The following is a 19,425-nucleotide window of genomic DNA, read 5'->3' as shown; positions in this document are numbered from 1 at the left end:
AGGAAAAAAGATGAAAAAAATTTCAGATTACGAAGGCAAAAATATTTTAGTATTAGGAGCCGGCAAAAGCGGTACTAATGCTGCAAAAACATTGTTAAAACTTGGAGCTACCGTTACTTTAAATGATGCTAAACCAGAAAATGAATTAGAGGGCTTAGACGAATTAGAATCATTGGGAATTACAGTGGTAGCTGGTGGTCATCCAGATACCATTTTGAATGCTCAATTTGATTTATTGGTTAAAAATCCTGGGATTCCTTATGATAATCCGGTAGTGCAACGGGCATTAGCCAACCACACCAAAATTATTACTGAGGTAGAATTAGCTTACCAAATTACGGATGCTGAAATTATTGCGGTTACGGGAAGTAATGGAAAAACTACTACTACAACGATGATCGCTAAAATTTTAAACGAAGAACGAGAAAAGGGAACTGCTTATGCTGCCGGTAATATCGGTATCCCTGCTACTCAAGTTGCTATGAATGCAACTAAGGATGATACCATTGTTATGGAACTTTCTAGCTTCATGCTATTGGGAATCGATCAACTTCATCCTCACGTAGCAGTATTAACTAATATTTTTGAAAATCACTTGGACTATCATAAAACTCGTGACAATTATGTAAATGCCAAAATGCGAATCACTATGAATCAAACTGCTGATGATTATTTTGTAGTAAATTTTGATAATGAAGAGTGGCAAAATTTAAGTCAACGCAGTAAAGCGCAAGTCATTCCATTTAGTCGCACTGCTGATATAACCAAGGGTGCATACGAAAATAACGGTAAACTCTATTATAATGATGAGTTCATCATGAACGCTGATGATATCAAAGTTCCTGGTAAGCAAAACGTCGAAAATGCGTTAGCAGCTATTGCAGTGGCTAAGGTAATGGGCAAATCTAATTTAGCAATTACCAACGTATTAGAAACCTTTACCGGAGTTAAACATCGTACCCAATTTGTATTAGAAGCTGATGGTCGTCGCTACTATAATGACTCTAAGGCTACGGATATTGAAGCCACTCAGATGGCATTAGAAGGATTTGATAAACCTATTGTTCTCTTAGCTGGCGGTTTAGATCGAGGCTATACCTTTGAACGCTTGGTTCCACAATTTAAAGATCACGTTAAAGGAGCCGTTTTGTTTGGAGAAACTGCCGACTTATTGGCTGATGCTTTACAACAAGCTGGAATTACCAATTTTAAAAAGGTGACAGATGTGAAAGCAGCTGTCCCTGTTGCTTATTCAATGAGTGATGCTGGCGATATTATTTTATTAAGTCCAGCTAATGCTAGTTGGGATCAGTATCCTAACTTTGAAGTTCGGGGCGATCAATTTATTGAAGCGGTAGAACAATTTACCCAAACTAAGGGGGTTTAGTAACCATGCGTTTGATTATATCCGGTGGTGGGACCGGAGGCCATATTTATCCGGCGTTGGCGATTATTGAAGATCTAATGCAGCAAGAACCTAATTCAGAAGTATTATACGTTGGTTCTAAGCGGGGACTAGAAGGAGATATTGTTCCAAAACAACATATTCCTTTTATTTCATTAGAGATTCAAGGTTTTCAACGTTCAATGTCATTCGCTGGCATTAAAAGTAACTTACAAACCGTACGTTTATTTTTGAAAAGTGTACGTGAAGCTAAGCGAATCATTAAAGATTTTAAGCCAGATTTGGTTATCGGAACTGGTGGGTACGTTTCAGGCGCAGTGGTTTATGCTGCGGCAAAACTCAAAGTACCATCCATGATCCATGAACAAAATAGCGTAGTAGGACTTACTAATAAGTTTTTGAGCCGCTACGTGGATAAAATCGCGATTGGCTTTCCAGAGGCCAAAGAACAATTTCCGGAAGCCAAGGTTAGTTTTACTGGCAATCCTAGGGCTCAACAAGTAGCTAACATTCACAGTGATTTTTCTTGGACTGAATATGGTTTAGTCGATACGAAGCCAACTATTTTAATTTTTGGGGGAAGCCAAGGAGCTCCGAAAATTAATTCTGCGGTAGTTGATGCAATGCCTGAATTTAATCAACGAGATTATCAGGTGGTGTTTGTTACCGGTAAGAATCGGTATACTGATATTATGAAGCGGTTGGCAACAATTGATTTAAACGATAATATTGCTGTGTTACCATATATTAGTAATATGCCAGCAGTTCTACCTAAAGTAGACGTAATTGTCGGCCGTTCTGGTGCGACTAGCATTGCTGAAATTACGGCACTTGGAATTGCTGGGGTTTTCATCCCTAGTCCTTACGTAACCGCTGATCACCAAACCAAAAATACAATGAGTTTGGTTAACGCGGGAGCGGGGATCATGATCAAAGAAGACGAGTTAAACGGGAATTCACTATTGAAAGTAGTAGATGACTTAATGACTAATGATACTAAGCGCAAGCAAATGGCTACTAACTCTAAGCAATTAGGGGTTCCGGATGCAAGTGATCGGGTATTATCATTAGGTCGATCGATTAAAAAGTAGTAAAAGGAGGAGAGAACTTGGCTAAAGATGATCAACAATTAACACCATGGCAAGCAGCACATCAAGCAAGCCAAGGAACTTCTTCTAAGGGAAATAGGCGACGGCGCAAAGCACAGTTTAAAAAGCGTAGTCGAAATTCTCGAAAAACTACTAATACACAATTTCTTTCAGCCATCCAACGTCAGAACCTTAAGATTGGATGGCCCTTTGTGGTTTGTCTACTTTTATTAATTGGGATTTTAACGTATTTAGTATTGCCAATTAGTAGTGTTAATAACGTGATAGTTCGTGGTAATCGCTATACTAGTTCCGCCTCCATTCGTAAGAGCAGTCAGGCTATGAATCAAAAAACGGTAGTAGTATTAAGTCAGACTAAACAAATTGCGAATCGGGTTACTAAAGATGATTCTAGAATCCAATCCACCGCTGCTAAAGTAACTGGTTTACAACAACTAACTTTAACGGTGAAGGAGTATCCGGTAATTGGTTATCTTTATAAAGATGGTGGTTACCAACAAATTCTACAAAGTGGAACTATTTTGAATTCAAAGGTATTAAATCCTAAAGATGGTTATCCGGTATTAAAAAAGTTTAAAAAAGCCAGTATATTAAAGCGGGTAATTAAACAATATCGTAAAATTGGACCAACCATTCGAGCAAATATTAATTCAATTAGTTCATCGCCTACTTCCACTAATCCGGATCGAATTTATATCCAGATGAGTGATGGTAACCAGGTTTATGCTGATATAGATTCGTTTGGCACCAAGATGGCTTATTACCCCAGTATTACTTCTAAGTTAAAAACAAAGAGTGTTATTGATATGGAAGTTGGGGCATATTCTTATCCTATTTCGCAAAAAGGGAAACAGAATAATACCAAAGCATCGAAATAAGCTGTTGTGGCTTGTTTGATTGTGTTAAACTTAAGCTATAAAAAAATCAAAAAACATTACGGAGGTTCCTTACATAATATGGATAATTCGGGTTTGTATGTCGGACTTGATATGGGAACTACCTCAATAAAAGTTATCGTTGCAGAACAAGTAAAAGGGCAATTAAACGTTATTGGTGTGGGGAATGTACGGTCAAAAGGGCTCAGTCGCGGGATCATTGTTGATATTGATCAAGCAGCTGATGCAATTCGTAGCGCCGTTGATCAAGCTCAAGAAAAAGCAAGTATTGAAATTAAAGATGTAATTGTTGGTGTACCTGCCAACATGTTAAAAATAGAACCGTGCAATGGTTTAATTACCATTGATGAATCTTCAAGAGAAATCACAGACCAAGATGTTTATGATGTCTCATCATCTGCGTTAATCACTAATTTACCGCAGGAACGAGAAATTATTGATATCCAACCTGAAGAATTCATTGTTGATGGCTTTGAAGGTATTAAGGATCCTAGGGGAATGGTTGGAGTCCGATTAGAAATGCGTGGCAAGGTAATTAGTGGTGCCAAAGGCATTATGCATAACATTGCTAAAGCAGTTTCTAAAGCCGGCTTAAACATTGTTTCTATGATTTTGACTCCGCTAGCAGAAAGTCATGAAATTTTAAACGATGGTGAACAAGATTTTGGGACCATTTTAATTGATCTGGGTGGCGGTCAAACCACTGCTTCAGTTACCCATGATCACCAACTTAAATATGTAACCACTGATGCTGAGGGTGGCGAATTCATCACCAAAGATATTTCAATCGTATTGAATACTTCTATGGAAAATGCAGAATCACTAAAACGTAATTATGGTTCTGCAGATTCATTGAGAGCTTCAGAAGATCGAGATGTTCCGGTAGACGTCGTTGGTCAATCCGAACAGACTATTATTGATGAAAAATATTTAGCGGAAATTGTTGAAGCCCGAATCGATCAAATTTTTGGTAGAATTAAAGGGCAGCTCGATGCCATTGATGCTCTTAGTTTGCCAGGGGGAATCATCATTACCGGTGGTGTTGCGGCACTACCTGGAATTGTTGACCTTGCCGCTGAAAAGTTTAATACTAACGTTAGACTTTACGTTCCGGATCAAATGGGAATGCGGCATCCATCATTTTCTGCTGGTTTGTCACTAGTGTCTTACTATGCTGATATGAGTGAGGTAGATATGTTATCTCGCTCTGCCGTAGCTGGATCCATGACGGTGGTTAAAAAATCTTCTCCTGATCAAACTGAAGTAAGTAACAATGATGTTAGTCGTAACGATGCAAAACCTGACAAAAAACAACGCCAAACAGAAAAGAAAAAACGTGGAGAAGGCATTCGAAAATTCTTCAATGATTTCTTCGAATAACGATAGCAACGGAGGTAAGTAATATTATGCAATATTCATTAGATTCCGCCCAAAACAACGGAGCTAAGATTAAAGTCTTTGGTGTTGGTGGTGGTGGTAGTAATGCTGTTAACCAAATGATTAATGAAGATGTTCAAGGGGTTGAATTCATCGTTGCTAATACGGATGTTCAAGCACTTGAAACTTCTAAAGCTGAAACTAGAATTCAATTAGGACCTAAATTAACTAGAGGATTGGGTGCTGGTTCTAACCCTGATATTGGGGAAAAAGCCGCTGAAGAAAGTGAAGAAGCTATTGCCGATGCACTATCTGGTGCAGACATGGTTTTTGTCACTGCCGGAATGGGTGGTGGAACTGGTAACGGTGCTGCTCCCGTAGTTGCCAAAATTGCTAAACAGCAAGGGGCATTAACTGTTGGGGTGGTAACTCGTCCCTTTAGTTTTGAAGGCCCTAAACGTTCTAAGTTTGCTGATGAAGGGGTAGCTCAATTAAAGGAAAACGTTGATACCTTGATCGTCATTGCTAATAACCGTTTGTTAGAAATGGTTGATAAAAAGACACCAATGATGGATGCCTTTAAGGAAGCAGATAATGTTTTACGTCAAGGTGTCCAAGGGATTTCTGACTTGATTACTAGCCCTGGTTACGTTAACTTGGATTTTGCCGATGTTAAAACAACCATGGAAAATCAAGGCTCTGCTTTAATGGGAGTCGGGACTGCTAATGGTGAAAATCGGACTGCAGACGCAACTAAGAAGGCTATTTCTTCACCATTACTAGAAGTTTCTATTGATGGTGCCAAACAAGTATTGTTAAACATTACTGGTGGGCCAGATCTTTCCTTATTTGAAGCTCAAGATGCATCAGATATTGTTGCCCAAGCAGCTACTAGTGACGTTAACATTATCTTCGGTACTTCTATCGATGAATCATTAGGTGACGAAGTGCGGGTAACCGTTATTGCTACTGGAATTGATCTTGATGATGGCGACAAGCGGGGAAGTCGACTTTCTCGTCGAGCAGTTAACAATAACCCCTCACGAGTAACTAGAAGCAGCCAGCCAGAACCAATGGATATGCCAAGAAACAATTCTGATCAACAAATTGATGATTGGGACATTCGTGCTGATGGCGGATCTCGGAACCCCATAAGTGAAGACGATCAATTTAGCGATGTTGAAAAAAAGGATTTCGATCCTTTCCAGACCAGCGCTCCAGAAACACCAGAAGATAATAACAACACCAATAAAGATGATGAACCACCTTTCTTTAGATTCCGCCGTCATTAGAATTAACTAAGTGGGAAAGAGGAAACTAATTGATTGAAACTGTTAATTTCATTGTGTGGCTATTAACGAACGCAATTGATATTTATATATTAGCAATCATTGTTTATGCTCTACTTAGTTGGTTTCCTGGCGGGTTAAATTCAGGACTTGGACGCTTTTTAGGAAGTATAGTTGAGCCGTTTGAACAGCTATTTAGTTTTGCAATGGTAGGAATGGTGAGCTTTGCTCCTATTGTTGCTGTTGTGGTTTTATCATTTGTTCAAACTGGGATTCGCTATGTAGGTAATTTATTAGTAGGGTATTAACTAAGAAGGTACACATGGTTGATATAAATATTGAACAACATTTTCGCTCTGACGAAGTTCCGTTTTTAGAGTCAATGGATAGTTTAGTCGGCAGGGTTCAAAATGAATATCGAGATTTATTAACGGATTTTTTAAATCCACGGCAACAATTCATTTTACAAACTGTGGTTAACCGGTATGATGGTGTTAAACTGCGCTTTTTTGGCGGTTTTGAAGATAGTGAAATGAAGCGAGCCTTAATTTATCCTGATTATTTCGAACCTCAACAGACTTATTTTCAAGTTAGTGCTTATGACATTGATTATCCGCAAAAATTTGCCACACTGAGTCACGGTCAAATTTTAGGATCATTAATGGGTAGCGGAATTGAACGAGAAGTAATCGGTGATATTATTACTGATGGGACTAATTGGCAGTTTATGGTTAAGGCAGAAATGGCGGATTACGTGGCTAGTCAATTAGACCACGTAGGTAAAGTCAAAGTAAGGTTAAAACCAGTGGCACTAGATCACTTATTGAATCCTAACCAGGAACTTGAAACGGTGACTACAACGGTTTCGTCATTAAGATTGGATGTATTGGTAGCTGAAGGAGCTCACATTTCACGGCACCATGCTAAGGAATTAGTAGAAACCGGAAGAGTTAGAGTCAATTGGGCTGAAAACCAGCGTCCTGATTATGAATTAGGGGTCTCGGATATTATTTCTGTCCGGGGATTTGGCCGAATTGTCCTGCTAGAAATTGGCGGAATGACTAAAAAAGATAAAATCAGAGTGACATTAAATTTGATTAAACCCAATAAATAGGAGGATTTACAATGGTACTCAGTCCACAAGATATTCACAACAAAGAGTTTTCGCAAAAAATGCGGGGCTATAGTGTTGATGAAGTTAATGATTTCTTGGACCAAATTATTAAAGATTATCAAATCGTATTACAGGAAAATAATGACTTACACACTAAACTGGATGAATCACAAGATAAATTAAAATATTTTAATGATCTAAAGGATTCATTGAATCAGTCAATTATTGTGGCTCAAGAAGCGGCTGATAAAGTTAAATCTAATTCTAAAAAAGAAGCAGAAATTACCAGCAAAGAAGCGCAAAAACAGGCTGCTGACGTGGTTAACTCTGCTAATGAAAAAGCTAACCGAATTTTACAAGAAGCTTCTAAAAAAGCTAAGAAGTTAGCAGTTGAAACTGACGATTTGAAGAAAAATACTCGAGTATTCCGGCAACGTCTTCAAGTTATGTTGGAAAGCCAGTTGGAAGTCATCAAGGCTAAGGAATGGGATAATTTATTAGACGACGATAACACTACTAATGGTTATGAAGAAATCGAAAAAACGGTTAGTCAACTTGACAATTCAAATGATAGTAGCGTAAACTCAGGAAGTGATGCAGACATTGTGGAAAATGCGGTGGCTGCTGATGACATGTCTGAGACAGTTGTTATTTATCCAGACGGTGATCAAAAATAATATTAGGATAATGAGGACAGCACCGATTTTTTTATTGCTGCAGCGAGCTGACGATTAGTGAAAGGTCAGTAGTTAACGAAAAAATCGCCATCACCTCTCTTATTTATCCTGGACAACGAGAGAATCATTGCATTCTAAAATTGGGTGGTACCACGAAGACTTCGTCCCTAGCGGCGGGGTCTTTTTGTTTTCAGAAAGGAAGGAAAATATGCGAGTTAAAGATACGCTAAACTTAGGTAAAACTAAATTTAAAATGCGTGGCAATCTTCCCGTTAAAGAAGTAGAACGGCAAAAGGCCTGGGAAGAAAACGATTTGTACCAACAAAGACAAAAATTAAATGAAGGTAAACCTTCATTTGTATTACATGATGGCCCTCCATATGCCAATGGTGACATTCACATGGGGCATGCGATGAACAAAATTTCTAAAGATATTATTGTTCGTTTCAAATCTATGGCTGGCTTTAGAGCACCTTTCGTTCCTGGCTGGGATACTCATGGTTTACCAATTGAACAACAACTTAAAAAAGAGGGCTATGATCGAAAGAAGATGGGAATTAACGAATTCCGTCGACTTTGTCATGAATATGCTTTAAAACAAGTTGAACGCCAAAAAGAAGAATTTAAGCGGTTAGGAATTTCTGCGGAATGGGATAATCCATACTTAACCCTTCAACCAGAATTTGAAGCAGCTCAAATCCGTGCCTTTGGTGCGATGGCTGAACAAGGATTAATTTACCGTGGTAAAAAACCAGTATTTTGGTCTTGGTCATCTGAATCTGCTTTGGCAGAAGCTGAAGTGGAATATCACGATGTTACCTCACCATCTGCGTTTTATGCTGAAAAGGTGATCGATGGAAAAGGTGTTTTAGATAACGACAATACCTACATGGTAGTTTGGACTACTACTCCTTGGACCATTCCAGGTTCAGAAGGAATTGTGGTCTCTCCTGACTTTAACTATTCAGTGGTTAAACCGGCTGGTGATGATCGTCAATTCGTAGTAGCTACCGAAATGCTAAATAAGGTCACCGATATGTTTGGTTGGGATGACTACGAAACAGTTAAAGTAGTGACTGGTAAAGACTTAGAATATATTGTGGCTCAACATCCATTGGATGAATCCCGAGAACTATTAACTATGCTTGGTGATTACGTTACCTTAGATGCCGGAACTGGCTTAGTTCATACTGCTCCTGGATTTGGGGAAGATGACTTCCGGGTTGGAAAACAATACGGCCTAGATATTTTTGTACCAGTTGACGATAAGGGCTACATGACTGAAGAAGCGGGTCCTGATTTTGCTGGTGTCTTTTATGAAGACGCTAACCAAATCGCTTTGGATAAATTAAAAGAAGCTGGATTGTTACTTCACTACATGCCTTACGAACACAGTTATCCATTTGATTGGCGAACTAAAAAACCAATCATTTTCCGGGCAACTCCACAATGGTTTGCTTCAGTGGATAAAATTAAGGAACCAATTTTAGAGGCCTTAAAAGACGTTAAATTCCATCCAGAATGGGGTAACCGTCGTTTAGCTAATATGATTAAAGGTCGTGGCGATTGGGTTATTTCACGGCAACGGGTTTGGGGTGTACCACTACCAATTTTCTATGCAGAAGATGGTACTGCTATTATTACTCCAGAAACCATTGAACACGTGGCTAATTTATTTGCAGAACACGGTTCAGACATTTGGTTTGAAAAAGATGCTAAGGACTTATTACCAGCTGGATTCACTAGTGAACATTCTCCTAATGGTGAATTTACTAAAGAAAACGACATTATGGATGTGTGGTTTGATTCTGGTACTTCTCACCAAGGCGTATTAGCTCAACGAGATTACCTCACTTACCCAGCTGATCTAAACCTAGAAGGTTCTGATCAATACCGTGGCTGGTTCAACTCTAGTTTAATTACCAGTGTTGCTGTATCTAACCATGCTCCTTACAAGGAAATTATTTCCCAAGGATTTACGTTAGATGGTAACGGCCATAAGATGAGTAAGTCCCTTGGTAATACCATTGCTCCTGAAGATGTGATCAAGCAAATGGGTGCTGAAATCGTCCGGTTATGGGTTACTTCAGTTGATACTTCCGCTGACGTTCGGGTTTCTATGGAAAGCTTCAAGAAGGTTTCTGATATGTACAAGAAGATCAGAAATACAATGCGTTACTTGCTAGCTAATACTTCTGACTTTGATGCTAAAACTAACGCAATTGATTTTGCTGATTTAGAAGCTGCTGATCAATACATGTTAGTTCGGTTAAACCAATTTATTGAAACTGCCACTGATTTATACGATCATTACAATTTCTTAGAATTGAATAAGCGGTTAATGAGCTTTATTTCTAACGATTTATCTGCCTTCTACTTGGATTTTGCTAAGGACGTGGTTTACATTGATAGTACTGACGGTCATAAACGTCGTTCTATGCAAACAGTTATGTACGCAATTGCGGTAGCTTTAACTAAGTTAATGACACCAATTTTGCCACATACCACTGAAGAAATTTGGACGTTCTTAAATGAACCAGAAGAATTTGTACAATTAGCTGAAATGCCTAAGGTTAACCATTTTGCCGATGAAGCTATGATCTTAAGCAAGTGGGATCAATTCTTAGAATTACGAGTTAACGTTTTAAAGGCGTTAGAAGAAGCTCGGGATGCTAAGTTGATCGGTAAATCTTCTGAAGCAGCATTAACATTGTATGTTTCTGACGAAACAAAGGCATTGTTAGACAGTTTACACACTGATTTAGCTACCATTTTGATGGTTTCTGAATTAACTATTGCACCAATTGCTGACGCTAGTGATGATAGCGAACGCTTTGACGATAATTTAGCTGTTTTAGTTGCTAGAGCTACCGGAGAAGTGTGCGAACGGTGTCGTTTAGTTCGTAAAGATATTGCTGCTGATCCTGATTATCCAACTCTATGTGCCTCATGTGCTCATATTGTTAGATCAGAATTTCCAGAAACTGCTACTGAAGGTTTTGAAGAATAATTAATATAAAGTAAATGACTCTCATGGATTTCCATGGGAGTCATTTCGATAGGAGAAGTAATGTTAACTGGAACGGTAAAATCATATAGTAACCAAAACGCCTTTGGCTTTATTGAACAAGACAATGGTAATAAAGATCTTTTCTTTTTTAAAACGGGGTTGCTAGATCATCATATTGTAGAACCTGGTCAGCGGGTAGAATATGTAATTGTGGAAGGGCAAAAGGGTCCTCAAGCTGCTAAAATTAGTTATATAGATTAAGGTTTACTAGCGATAATTGCATTGACCTAGCAAGACCGTTAAAATGAATTTAATTAGTAAAATTATGGATGGAAACTTATGAACTTAGAAGAACGTGTCTTAAAATCTGAATCAATTTATAATGGAGCCATTATCAGTGTAGAACGCGAATTAGTGGAGCTACCTGATAAGCAAACTGCCCATCGAGAAATTGTCCACCACGCGGATGCCGTGGGAATTTTGGCAATTACTAACGATAATAAAATTATCTTAGAGAAACAATGGCGAGAACCAGTTAGAAAGCCAACAATTGAAATTCCTGCTGGAAAATTAGATCGACGGGATGGTAATTTTGTTGATGCGGTAAAACGAGAACTTAACGAAGAAATTCGCTACGAGGCTAATAACGTAGAACGAATTACAGGTTTTTATTCTTCAGTTGGTTTTAGTGATGAATATATGGAACTATATTTAGCAACGGATTTACACCCCGTTGGCCAAGAGTTACCCCGGGATAAGGGTGAATTTTTAGAAATTCAAGAAAAAACCTTGGAAGAAGCAATGGCAATGGTTGATAGTGGCGAAATTGAAGACGCTAAAACAATCATGGCAATTTGGTATTGGCAGCTGAAAACAATTAAGTAGGTGAGATAAATGCCAGAGACTGATTCTGATAACACCCCGAAGACAAGAGAAGAATATCGTAAGCAACAGCAACAACAAGAAGCGGAATTTGCTCAGCGAGATAAAAAACGAGTAGAAGCGGAACGTGAATATGCTAAAACGCATAGAAGAGCTGGTAGTCCCTCAGAGCAGACCGCTACTGACACAGCGGACTATAAAACTCCGCAGTGGCGTAAAACTAGATCGCGTTTAATTTGGGCAATTGGCATTTTAACGGTGTTATTGATTGGTGTATATTTAATCTTGTTTTTTGTAAATTAAGGAGAGATAGCGTGACTTATGGAATTATTTGCGCAATGGACGAAGAAATTGCGATTTTAAAAGCGAATTTAAAAAATGAAGCAACTACTAAAATAGGACCTATTGAATTTTTTAAGGGTCAAATTGCTAATTCAGATGTTGTTTTGGTTAAATCTGGAATTGGTAAAGTCCAAGCAGGAATTACGGCTGCTTTAATGCTAACTAATTTTAAAATTGATTATCTTGTAAATACCGGTTCAGCTGGTGGAATTGGCACCGACCTTAAAATTGGAGACGTAGTAATTTCTACCGAAACTGCCTATCACGATGTTGACGTGACTGCTGCGGGTTATGAAATTGGTCAACTCCCTAATTGTCCTGCTCGTTTCCCAGCTTCTAGAGATTTAGAAGCACAAATCACTAAGGCAGCTGAAGCAGCTAACTTAGAAACTCATTCCGGCTTAATCGTTTCTGGGGACCAATTTGTGGCTAGCAAAGAAGTCATTGACCACATTAAGGATAACTTCAGTGATGCCTTATGTGTAGAAATGGAAGGCGCAGCAATTGGTCAAGTAGCATATGATTTTGATGTTCCGTACGTAGTGATTCGGGCAATGTCTGATGTTGGTGATGAAGATGCCAACACCAATTTTGATGAATTTATCATCGAAGCAGGTAAACGCTCTGCGGAAATGATGATGAATGTTTTTCAGTCAAATTAGTAATTGGAGTGAAGTATTTTGAAGGAAATTTATTTAGATAATGCGGCTACCACACCTATTTCCCAGTCCGTCTATGAAGAAATGATGGATAAATACAAAAACGTTTATGGTAATGCGTCAACGCTTTATGGATTGGGACGAGAAGCCCATACTCTAATGGAAAATTCAAGGGAAGTAATTGCTAAAAGCATCAATGCTGATGTAGATGATATTATTTTTACTAGTGGGGGAACTGAAGGTGATAATACCGCAATCGTTCAATCCGCGCTAGCTCGACAAAGTTTAGGTAAGCACATTATTACTACGGCTATTGAACACGAAGCCGTGTTAAAACCATTGGAATACTTGGAAGGCTTAGGGTTTGAAGTTACCTACTTACCAGTTGATGAACATGGTAATATGTCTATTGATGATTTCAAGGCTGCTCTACGAGATGATACCATTTTGGTTACCATTATGAGTGGTAACAATGAAGTGGGGACGGTAATGCCAATTCATGAGATTGGTGAAATTTTGGCTGATCATCAGGCCTGGTTTCACACGGATGCGGTTCAAGCATATGGTCTTAAAGACATTGATGTTCAACATGATCACATTGATTTATTATCTACTTCGGCTCATAAAATTAACGGTCCCAAAATGATTGGATTCCTTTATAAGCGAAATGGGATTAACTTCACCAGTTTTGTAAAGGGTGGCGACCAAGAAACTAAGCGGCGGGCCGGAACCGAAAACGTTCCAGCCATTGCTGGTTTTGCTCGTGCAGTAGCTGATATTACTCCAGAGGTAAAGCAAGAACGACAAGCTAAGTATTTTGAATTCAAACAATATTTAGTAGAACAGCTAACTGCGCGAGGAATTGATTTTGAGATTAACGGTGAATTAAATCCTGATGGGCTCAATCATGTTTTTAATATTTGGCTAAAGGATATCTCGACTTACGTGATGCAAACCAACTTAGATTTAGCTGGAATCGCAGTGTCGGGTGGTTCTGCATGTACTGCTGGTAGTATTGAGCCATCTCATGTTTTAACAGCAATGTTTGGTGAAGACAGTCCCCGAATTAGCGAATCTATTCGAATTAGTTTTGGGATTGAAAATACTAAGGAAGACTTAGATAGATTGGTTGATGCGATTGATAAAACCGTTCAACGACTAAAGCGCAAGGAGGCTTAATCATGGCATTTTCTAAGGAAGTTAAGTTAACAGGAGACAAGCATAACTATGCAATTAGCCCAGCCATTAAACGTTATGCACTAACTGACGTGGGCTTTATAGTAACTAAGGCGGGAAATTTTGCCTTAGAACGTAGCTTAAGTGGTAGTTCACCTTATGAAAAAGGTTACAAGTTAAAGGTAACGGTTGCTAAAGACTTTTCAGGGTTTAAATTAGCAATTACGACGGCTAATGGTTTGCAGTCAGTTAATATTTTTAACGACCCTAGTAAATCCGACAACGTAACTCAATATAACTTTATTATGGATAACTTGGTGAGTCGTGATATTTTAGTTAGAGATGACCAAGGTAAATAGTAATGATGACTAATTGTCTTTTTTGCAATTTTGCGGTATTATATTAATTACTGGAAATTGCGACCTTCACTCGTAGATTCTCCAGAATCTAATTGAAATGATGGTGATTTTATGCAAGACAACAGTCAAACTCGAGTTGTCGTTGGCATGAGTGGCGGAGTTGATTCTTCCGTTGTAGCATACCAACTAAAGCAACAGGGTTACGATGTTGTTGGAGTTTTCATGAAGAATTGGGATGATACCGATGAGAACGGAGTTTGTACCGCAACCGAAGATTATAAAGACGTTGCTAAGGTAGCTACTCAAATCGGGATTCCATATTATTCAGTTAACTTCGAAAAGGAGTACTGGGACCGAGTCTTTACTTATTTCTTGGATGAGTATAAGAAGGGTAGAACTCCTGATCCAGATGTAATTTGTAATAAAGAAATCAAGTTTAAGGCCTTTTTAGACTACGCACTTGATTTAGGAGCTGATTACATCGCTACTGGGCATTACGCTCAACTTACTCGGGATGAAAATGGTCATAACCATTTACTTCGTTCCGTTGATTTGAATAAGGATCAAACTTATTTCTTGAGTCAACTTTCTGCCGATCAACTAGATCGCGTTATGTTCCCAATCGGTAACATGACTAAGCCAGAAGTTCGCCAAATTGCGAAGAAGGCTGGCTTAGCAACTGCTGAAAAGAAAGATTCCGTGGGAATTTGCTTTATTGGCGAAAAGAACTTTAAAGAATTTCTAGGCCACTACTTACCAGCTACTCCAGGTAAGATGATGACTGTTGATGGTGAAGTTAAGGGCCAGCATGCTGGTTTGATGTACTACACTATTGGTCAGCGTCGTGGTTTAGGAATTGGTGGTGACGGTGTCGATAATCAGCCTTGGTTTGTTATCGGTAAAGATTTGAAGCAAAATATCCTTTACGTTGGTAAGGGTTATGAAAATGATTTGCTTTATGCTGATTATTTGGACGCTTCTGACATTTACTGGGTTAACAATCTAGATAAGGGTAATGATTTTCATTGCACTGCTAAGTTTAGATACCGGCAAGTTGATAGTGGCGTTACCGTTCACATTAGTGATGATGGTAAGTCAGTTCGGGTTGTCTTTGATGATCCTGTTCGAGCAATCACTCCTGGTCAAGCAGTTGTCTTCTATGATGGTAAGGAATGCTTAGGTTCTGCCATTATCGATGCGGCTTATAAGCAAGATAAGGTACTTCAATACGTATAAAACTAAAGGACGGCTATTGAGCCGTCCTTTTTTGATAAAGTTTTGAATTTTAATTGGCAAACTGTCATAATATTGTAGTAAGAAATAAAGCGAGGGTGACGTTTTGGTTAATTTATATTTTATTAGACACGGAAAAACGGAATGGAATCTTGAAAGTCGCTACCAGGGAGCGGGTGGGGATTCGCCGTTACTTCCAGAAAGCTATGAAGAAATGGCTCAATTAGCTAGTCACTTAGCTCCGATTGAGTTTGAGCATGCGTATGCTAGTCCAATCAAACGGGCAAGAATTACTGCAGAAACGATTGTAAAGCAACTAGATCAAAATATCCCCCTTAGTTTACTTAGTAGGCTAGAAGAATTTAACTTGGGAAAGATGGAGGGCCAATTATTTACCGAAGTGGCTCAACAGTTTCCCAAGGAATTTGATGATTTTCGTAATCATCCCGAACGCTACGATCCTCACCAAAAAATTGGGGGAGAATCATTTCCAGAATTGATTGCGCGAATGACGCCCGCTATTGAACAAATTGTGGCGGCGGCCAGTCTAGATGCTAATATCTTAATTGTTAGTCATGGGGCAGCTTTAAATGCGGAAATTAATTCTTTACTTGGGGTGCCGTTAGCAGATTTACGTAAACGAGGTGGAATTGCTAACACTAGTACCACTGTGTTACAAACTAATGGTAATGGTCACTATGAATTAGTTAAATGGAACGATACTAGTTATTTACAACGACAACTAACTGATTCAGATACAATTTAGGTGAGAGTATGACTGAAAATAAGACAACCAAACGAGAACAACAAACACAAAAAATGAACCAATTAGTCCATGAATTAGTCCAAAAAATTGATCGAAATCCTGAAGAGCCACAAAATTATTACGATTTGGCAACAGTGTTGGTAGATGGTAATGATTATGAACAGGCCGAAGAACTATTAATGAAGGCTTTAGGCTTATTTGATAATGATGAAGTGACAGTTAAGGATAAACTGATTTATGGTTTAGCCAATGTTTATTATGCTGCTGAGGAATATCCCAAGGCTATTCAATGGTTTGAAAAAATTACTAGTCAACAATTAAAAACGGATGCATATTTGATGTTAGCTCAAAGTTATTTGGCATTAGGAGATAATAAGCGGTCAATGGCTTTTGCACTAACAGCTCAAGGAAAGCAAATAATGAAGCCAGAAATTAGTAACCTAATCGGAGACAATTTATTGGCATTAGGGGACTTTGAACAGGCAGGTAGCTTTTATGATCAAACTTTAGCCGTAGATCCTGATAACGGACCGGCTAATTTTAATCGGGGATTAGTGGCGATGGTTCAGGCAGAACCATATGCTATTTACTTTGATAAGGCTAAGAAAACAGATCCCGATTATTTTCAAAAGAGTCAACAAAAGCTCACCGATATTGAAAAGTTTTTGAAAACCAAACAAGAGTAAGGAGGATGCCCGTGGCACAATCGGTAAATTTGTTTCAACAGGCAGATAATAATCAGGCAAAATTTATTGATGGCCAAGTCGCGGCCATCTTTTTTGAGAGTCCGGATAGTTTTTATAAAGTCGCCTTAGTAAAGGTAGACGATACTAATACCGATTGGCAGGAAAGTGAAATTGTAGTTACTGGTAATTTTGGTGAGTTAGTCGAAGAAGCTAACTATCATTTTATTGGCAAAATAGTCGATCATCCTAAATATGGAACTCAGTTTCAGGTTAGTAATTATGCTAAGCAGATGGCAACTACTAGTGCTGGTGTAGTTAAGTACCTATCTGGTGATAATTTTCCTGGGGTGGGGATAAAAACGGCTGAAAAAATTGTTGATTCTCTGGGAATTGATGCTCTTCAACAAATTAATGCTGATAACAAAGTCCTAGATAAAATTGGTATTTCTGCTAAGGTAAAAGCAACTATCGTTTCCAATCTGGATATCGGTAATGATGTCGATCAAATTATTATGGGCTTAAATAGTTACGGCTTCGGTAGTCAATTAGCGGAAAAAATTTATCAAAAATACCACCAGGATGCCATGAAAGTTATCCAGGAAAATCCTTATCAGTTAATGGAAGATATTGACGGAATCAGTTTTAAAAAAGCAGATGCAATTGCTTCAGAATTAGGCATTGAATTTGATTCCGATCAACGATTAGAAGCAGGATTATTATTTGCTTTAACAGAACTTAGTTTAAAAAATGGTGATACGTACGCTACGTCAGAGCCCCTGCTTAATGAAACCCTTAAGATCTTAAATGAGGCTCGTCCAGGGCAAATCTCTGGAGATAAATTAGCGGCAGCACTAGTGGAATTAGCAAAAACTAACCGAGTAGTAGGACAAGAAGAACGAATCTATCTTTCTCGTTTATTTTGGGCGGAAAAGCAAATTGCGGAACATTTACATCGAATTATGGCAAACGTGGAGTTAACCGAGTTTAAGCCGGAGCTTTTGCGAAAGAAAATGAAAACGGTGGAAAAACAAAATGGTATTGATTATGATGAATTCCAAGAAGAAGCGATCGCACAAGCCCTTAAGTCACCGATTTTTATTCTAACTGGGGGACCGGGAACTGGTAAAACCACTATTATTAATGGAATTGTGCATACTTTTGCAAACCTTAATGATTATTCGTTAGACGTTAATGCGTATAAGGATAAACCCTTTCCGATCGTGTTAGCGGCGCCAACCGGAAGAGCAGCTAAACACATGAGTGAGTCGACGGGGTTACCTGCTAGTACCATTCACCGGTTGCTAGGGCTTAACGGTCAAGAAGATGCTGATTTTAGTGGTGTTAAGGATATTGATGGTCAATTATTGATTATTGATGAAATGTCAATGGTGGATACGGATCTCTTCAAAACCCTATTAAAGGCGGTTCCTAATCACATGCAAGTTATTTTAGTAGGAGATCAGGACCAACTGCCATCAGTGGGACCGGGACAAGTATTTCATGATTTGATTAGTTCCAATACTTTACCCAAAATTGAATTAGAACGTATTTACCGTCAAGATGAAGGATCTTCTATCACTGAGTTAGCTCATGATATTCATAACGGAATTTTACCAGCTGACTTTACTGAGAATCAGGCTGACCGATCATTTATTGCCTGCAACGAAAATCAAATATTGTCAGTGGTTAAACAAGTGGTTTCCCATGCTCACGATAAGGGATTTGAGTTAATGGATACTCAGGTTTTAGCACCAATGTATCGTGGCACCGCTGGTATCAATGCCATCAATGATACAATTCAAAACGTATTAAATCCGAATCCCCAAAATGAAGTAACGGTGAAAGATCATCTATATCGAATTGGGGATAAGGTATTACAGCTGATCAATAGTCCGGAAGAAAATGTCTTTAATGGTGATCTAGGGATTATTACCGGAATTGAAAAGCAAAAGGGGCAGACACAACCTACTAAAATTGTGGTTGATTTCGATGAAACTCAGGTAATTTATGATCGTAGTAACTGGAATCAGTTTACGTTAGCGTACTGTACTTCCATTCATAAGGCCCAAGGAAGCGAGTTTAAATTAGTGATTTTGCCATTGGTAAGACGCTATTCTAAAATGCTTAAGAGAAATCTATTGTATACTGCTGTAACCCGTGCCAGTGATTTCTTAATTATGGTAGGAGACCCAGTAGCTTATCAGATGTGCGTAGAAAATAATTCTGTTAACCGAAAAACAACCCTCATTCAGCGTTTAGCGGAAGTGTTAGAACCAGCAGAATCAAGCGCTATTGATTCTAAAAATGATGGAGATATTGCTCCTGATGAAGTTAAGCAACCAACCGTATTGACCGCTGAGCTGATTCAAACCGAACAAATTGATCCTATGATTGGGATGCAAAAAGTGAAACCGAATGATTTTATGAAATAATGATAAAATAGTA

At 38.6% G+C, this 19,425-nt stretch carries 19 protein-coding genes; all 19 read left to right on the top strand.

Features of this window, described 5'->3' with window-relative positions; genetic code table 11:
• Window positions 1-10 precede the first annotated feature (10 nt).
• Window positions 11-1,387: a UDP-N-acetylmuramoyl-L-alanine--D-glutamate ligase gene (gene murD, locus FC56_RS02985; RefSeq protein ID WP_056978014.1), complete on the top strand. Its 1,377-nt coding sequence runs from the start codon at window positions 11-13 to the stop codon at window positions 1,385-1,387.
• Window positions 1,388-1,392: 5 nt separating this feature from the next.
• Window positions 1,393-2,496, top strand: a complete 1,104-nt coding sequence (murG, locus tag FC56_RS02980) for an undecaprenyldiphospho-muramoylpentapeptide beta-N-acetylglucosaminyltransferase (protein WP_056978013.1) — start codon at window positions 1,393-1,395, stop codon at window positions 2,494-2,496.
• 17 nt (window positions 2,497-2,513) lie between these two features.
• Window positions 2,514-3,392, top strand: coding sequence for a cell division protein FtsQ/DivIB (locus FC56_RS02975; RefSeq protein ID WP_225425407.1), 879 nt, complete (start codon window positions 2,514-2,516; stop codon window positions 3,390-3,392).
• A gap of 78 nt (window positions 3,393-3,470) precedes the next feature.
• Complete coding sequence (gene ftsA / locus FC56_RS02970) at window positions 3,471-4,790, top strand: cell division protein FtsA (protein WP_056978012.1); 1,320 nt, start codon at window positions 3,471-3,473, stop codon at window positions 4,788-4,790.
• A gap of 26 nt (window positions 4,791-4,816) precedes the next feature.
• A complete protein-coding gene (gene ftsZ / locus FC56_RS02965; protein WP_056978011.1) occupies window positions 4,817-6,079 on the top strand; it encodes a cell division protein FtsZ in 1,263 nt (420 codons plus the stop codon).
• Window positions 6,080-6,108: 29 nt separating this feature from the next.
• Window positions 6,109-6,384 carry a YggT family protein gene (locus FC56_RS02960; RefSeq protein WP_225425406.1) on the top strand — a complete coding sequence of 92 codons (276 nt, stop codon included), beginning with the start codon at window positions 6,109-6,111 and terminating at the stop codon, window positions 6,382-6,384.
• 14 nt (window positions 6,385-6,398) lie between these two features.
• Window positions 6,399-7,190, top strand: a complete 792-nt coding sequence (locus FC56_RS02955) for a YlmH family RNA-binding protein (RefSeq protein ID WP_054670968.1) — start codon at window positions 6,399-6,401, stop codon at window positions 7,188-7,190.
• A gap of 11 nt (window positions 7,191-7,201) precedes the next feature.
• Complete coding sequence (locus FC56_RS02950; RefSeq protein WP_056978010.1) at window positions 7,202-7,867, top strand: DivIVA domain-containing protein; 666 nt, start codon at window positions 7,202-7,204, stop codon at window positions 7,865-7,867.
• Between the two features lie 208 nt (window positions 7,868-8,075).
• Entirely contained in the window at window positions 8,076-10,877 is a 2,802-nt protein-coding gene (gene ileS, locus FC56_RS02945; RefSeq protein ID WP_056978009.1) for an isoleucine--tRNA ligase, read from the top strand.
• A 60-nt stretch (window positions 10,878-10,937) separates the two neighbouring features.
• On the top strand, window positions 10,938-11,138 hold the full coding sequence (locus FC56_RS02940; RefSeq protein WP_054670962.1) for a cold-shock protein: 201 nt from the start codon (window positions 10,938-10,940) through the stop codon (window positions 11,136-11,138).
• 78 nt (window positions 11,139-11,216) lie between these two features.
• Complete coding sequence (locus tag FC56_RS02935) at window positions 11,217-11,762, top strand: NUDIX hydrolase (protein ID WP_056978008.1); 546 nt, start codon at window positions 11,217-11,219, stop codon at window positions 11,760-11,762.
• A gap of 9 nt (window positions 11,763-11,771) precedes the next feature.
• A complete protein-coding gene (locus tag FC56_RS02930) occupies window positions 11,772-12,062 on the top strand; it encodes a hypothetical protein (RefSeq protein ID WP_056978007.1) in 291 nt (96 codons plus the stop codon).
• An 11-nt stretch (window positions 12,063-12,073) separates the two neighbouring features.
• On the top strand, window positions 12,074-12,763 hold the full coding sequence (locus FC56_RS02925) for a 5'-methylthioadenosine/adenosylhomocysteine nucleosidase (RefSeq protein ID WP_056978006.1): 690 nt from the start codon (window positions 12,074-12,076) through the stop codon (window positions 12,761-12,763).
• Between the two features lie 18 nt (window positions 12,764-12,781).
• Window positions 12,782-13,939 carry a cysteine desulfurase family protein gene (locus FC56_RS02920; protein ID WP_056978005.1) on the top strand — a complete coding sequence of 386 codons (1,158 nt, stop codon included), beginning with the start codon at window positions 12,782-12,784 and terminating at the stop codon, window positions 13,937-13,939.
• 2 nt (window positions 13,940-13,941) lie between these two features.
• On the top strand, window positions 13,942-14,295 hold the full coding sequence (locus tag FC56_RS02915; RefSeq protein ID WP_054670947.1) for a DUF1831 domain-containing protein: 354 nt from the start codon (window positions 13,942-13,944) through the stop codon (window positions 14,293-14,295).
• Window positions 14,296-14,406: 111 nt separating this feature from the next.
• Complete coding sequence (gene mnmA, locus FC56_RS02910; protein WP_056978004.1) at window positions 14,407-15,531, top strand: tRNA 2-thiouridine(34) synthase MnmA; 1,125 nt, start codon at window positions 14,407-14,409, stop codon at window positions 15,529-15,531.
• A gap of 103 nt (window positions 15,532-15,634) precedes the next feature.
• Entirely contained in the window at window positions 15,635-16,294 is a 660-nt protein-coding gene (locus FC56_RS02905; RefSeq protein WP_056978003.1) for a histidine phosphatase family protein, read from the top strand.
• An 8-nt stretch (window positions 16,295-16,302) separates the two neighbouring features.
• Entirely contained in the window at window positions 16,303-16,980 is a 678-nt protein-coding gene (locus tag FC56_RS02900; RefSeq protein WP_056978002.1) for a tetratricopeptide repeat protein, read from the top strand.
• A gap of 5 nt (window positions 16,981-16,985) precedes the next feature.
• Window positions 16,986-19,412 (top strand): SF1B family DNA helicase RecD2, encoded by a 2,427-nt coding sequence (gene recD2 / locus FC56_RS02895; protein ID WP_056978000.1) that lies wholly within the window; start codon window positions 16,986-16,988, stop codon window positions 19,410-19,412.
• The last annotated feature ends 13 nt before the right edge of the window (window positions 19,413-19,425 follow it).

This window comes from Lentilactobacillus senioris DSM 24302 = JCM 17472 (assembly GCF_001436555.1).
GTDB classification, from domain to species: domain Bacteria; phylum Bacillota; class Bacilli; order Lactobacillales; family Lactobacillaceae; genus Lentilactobacillus; species Lentilactobacillus senioris.
This window is presented reverse-complemented; position numbering and strand designations above follow the sequence as displayed.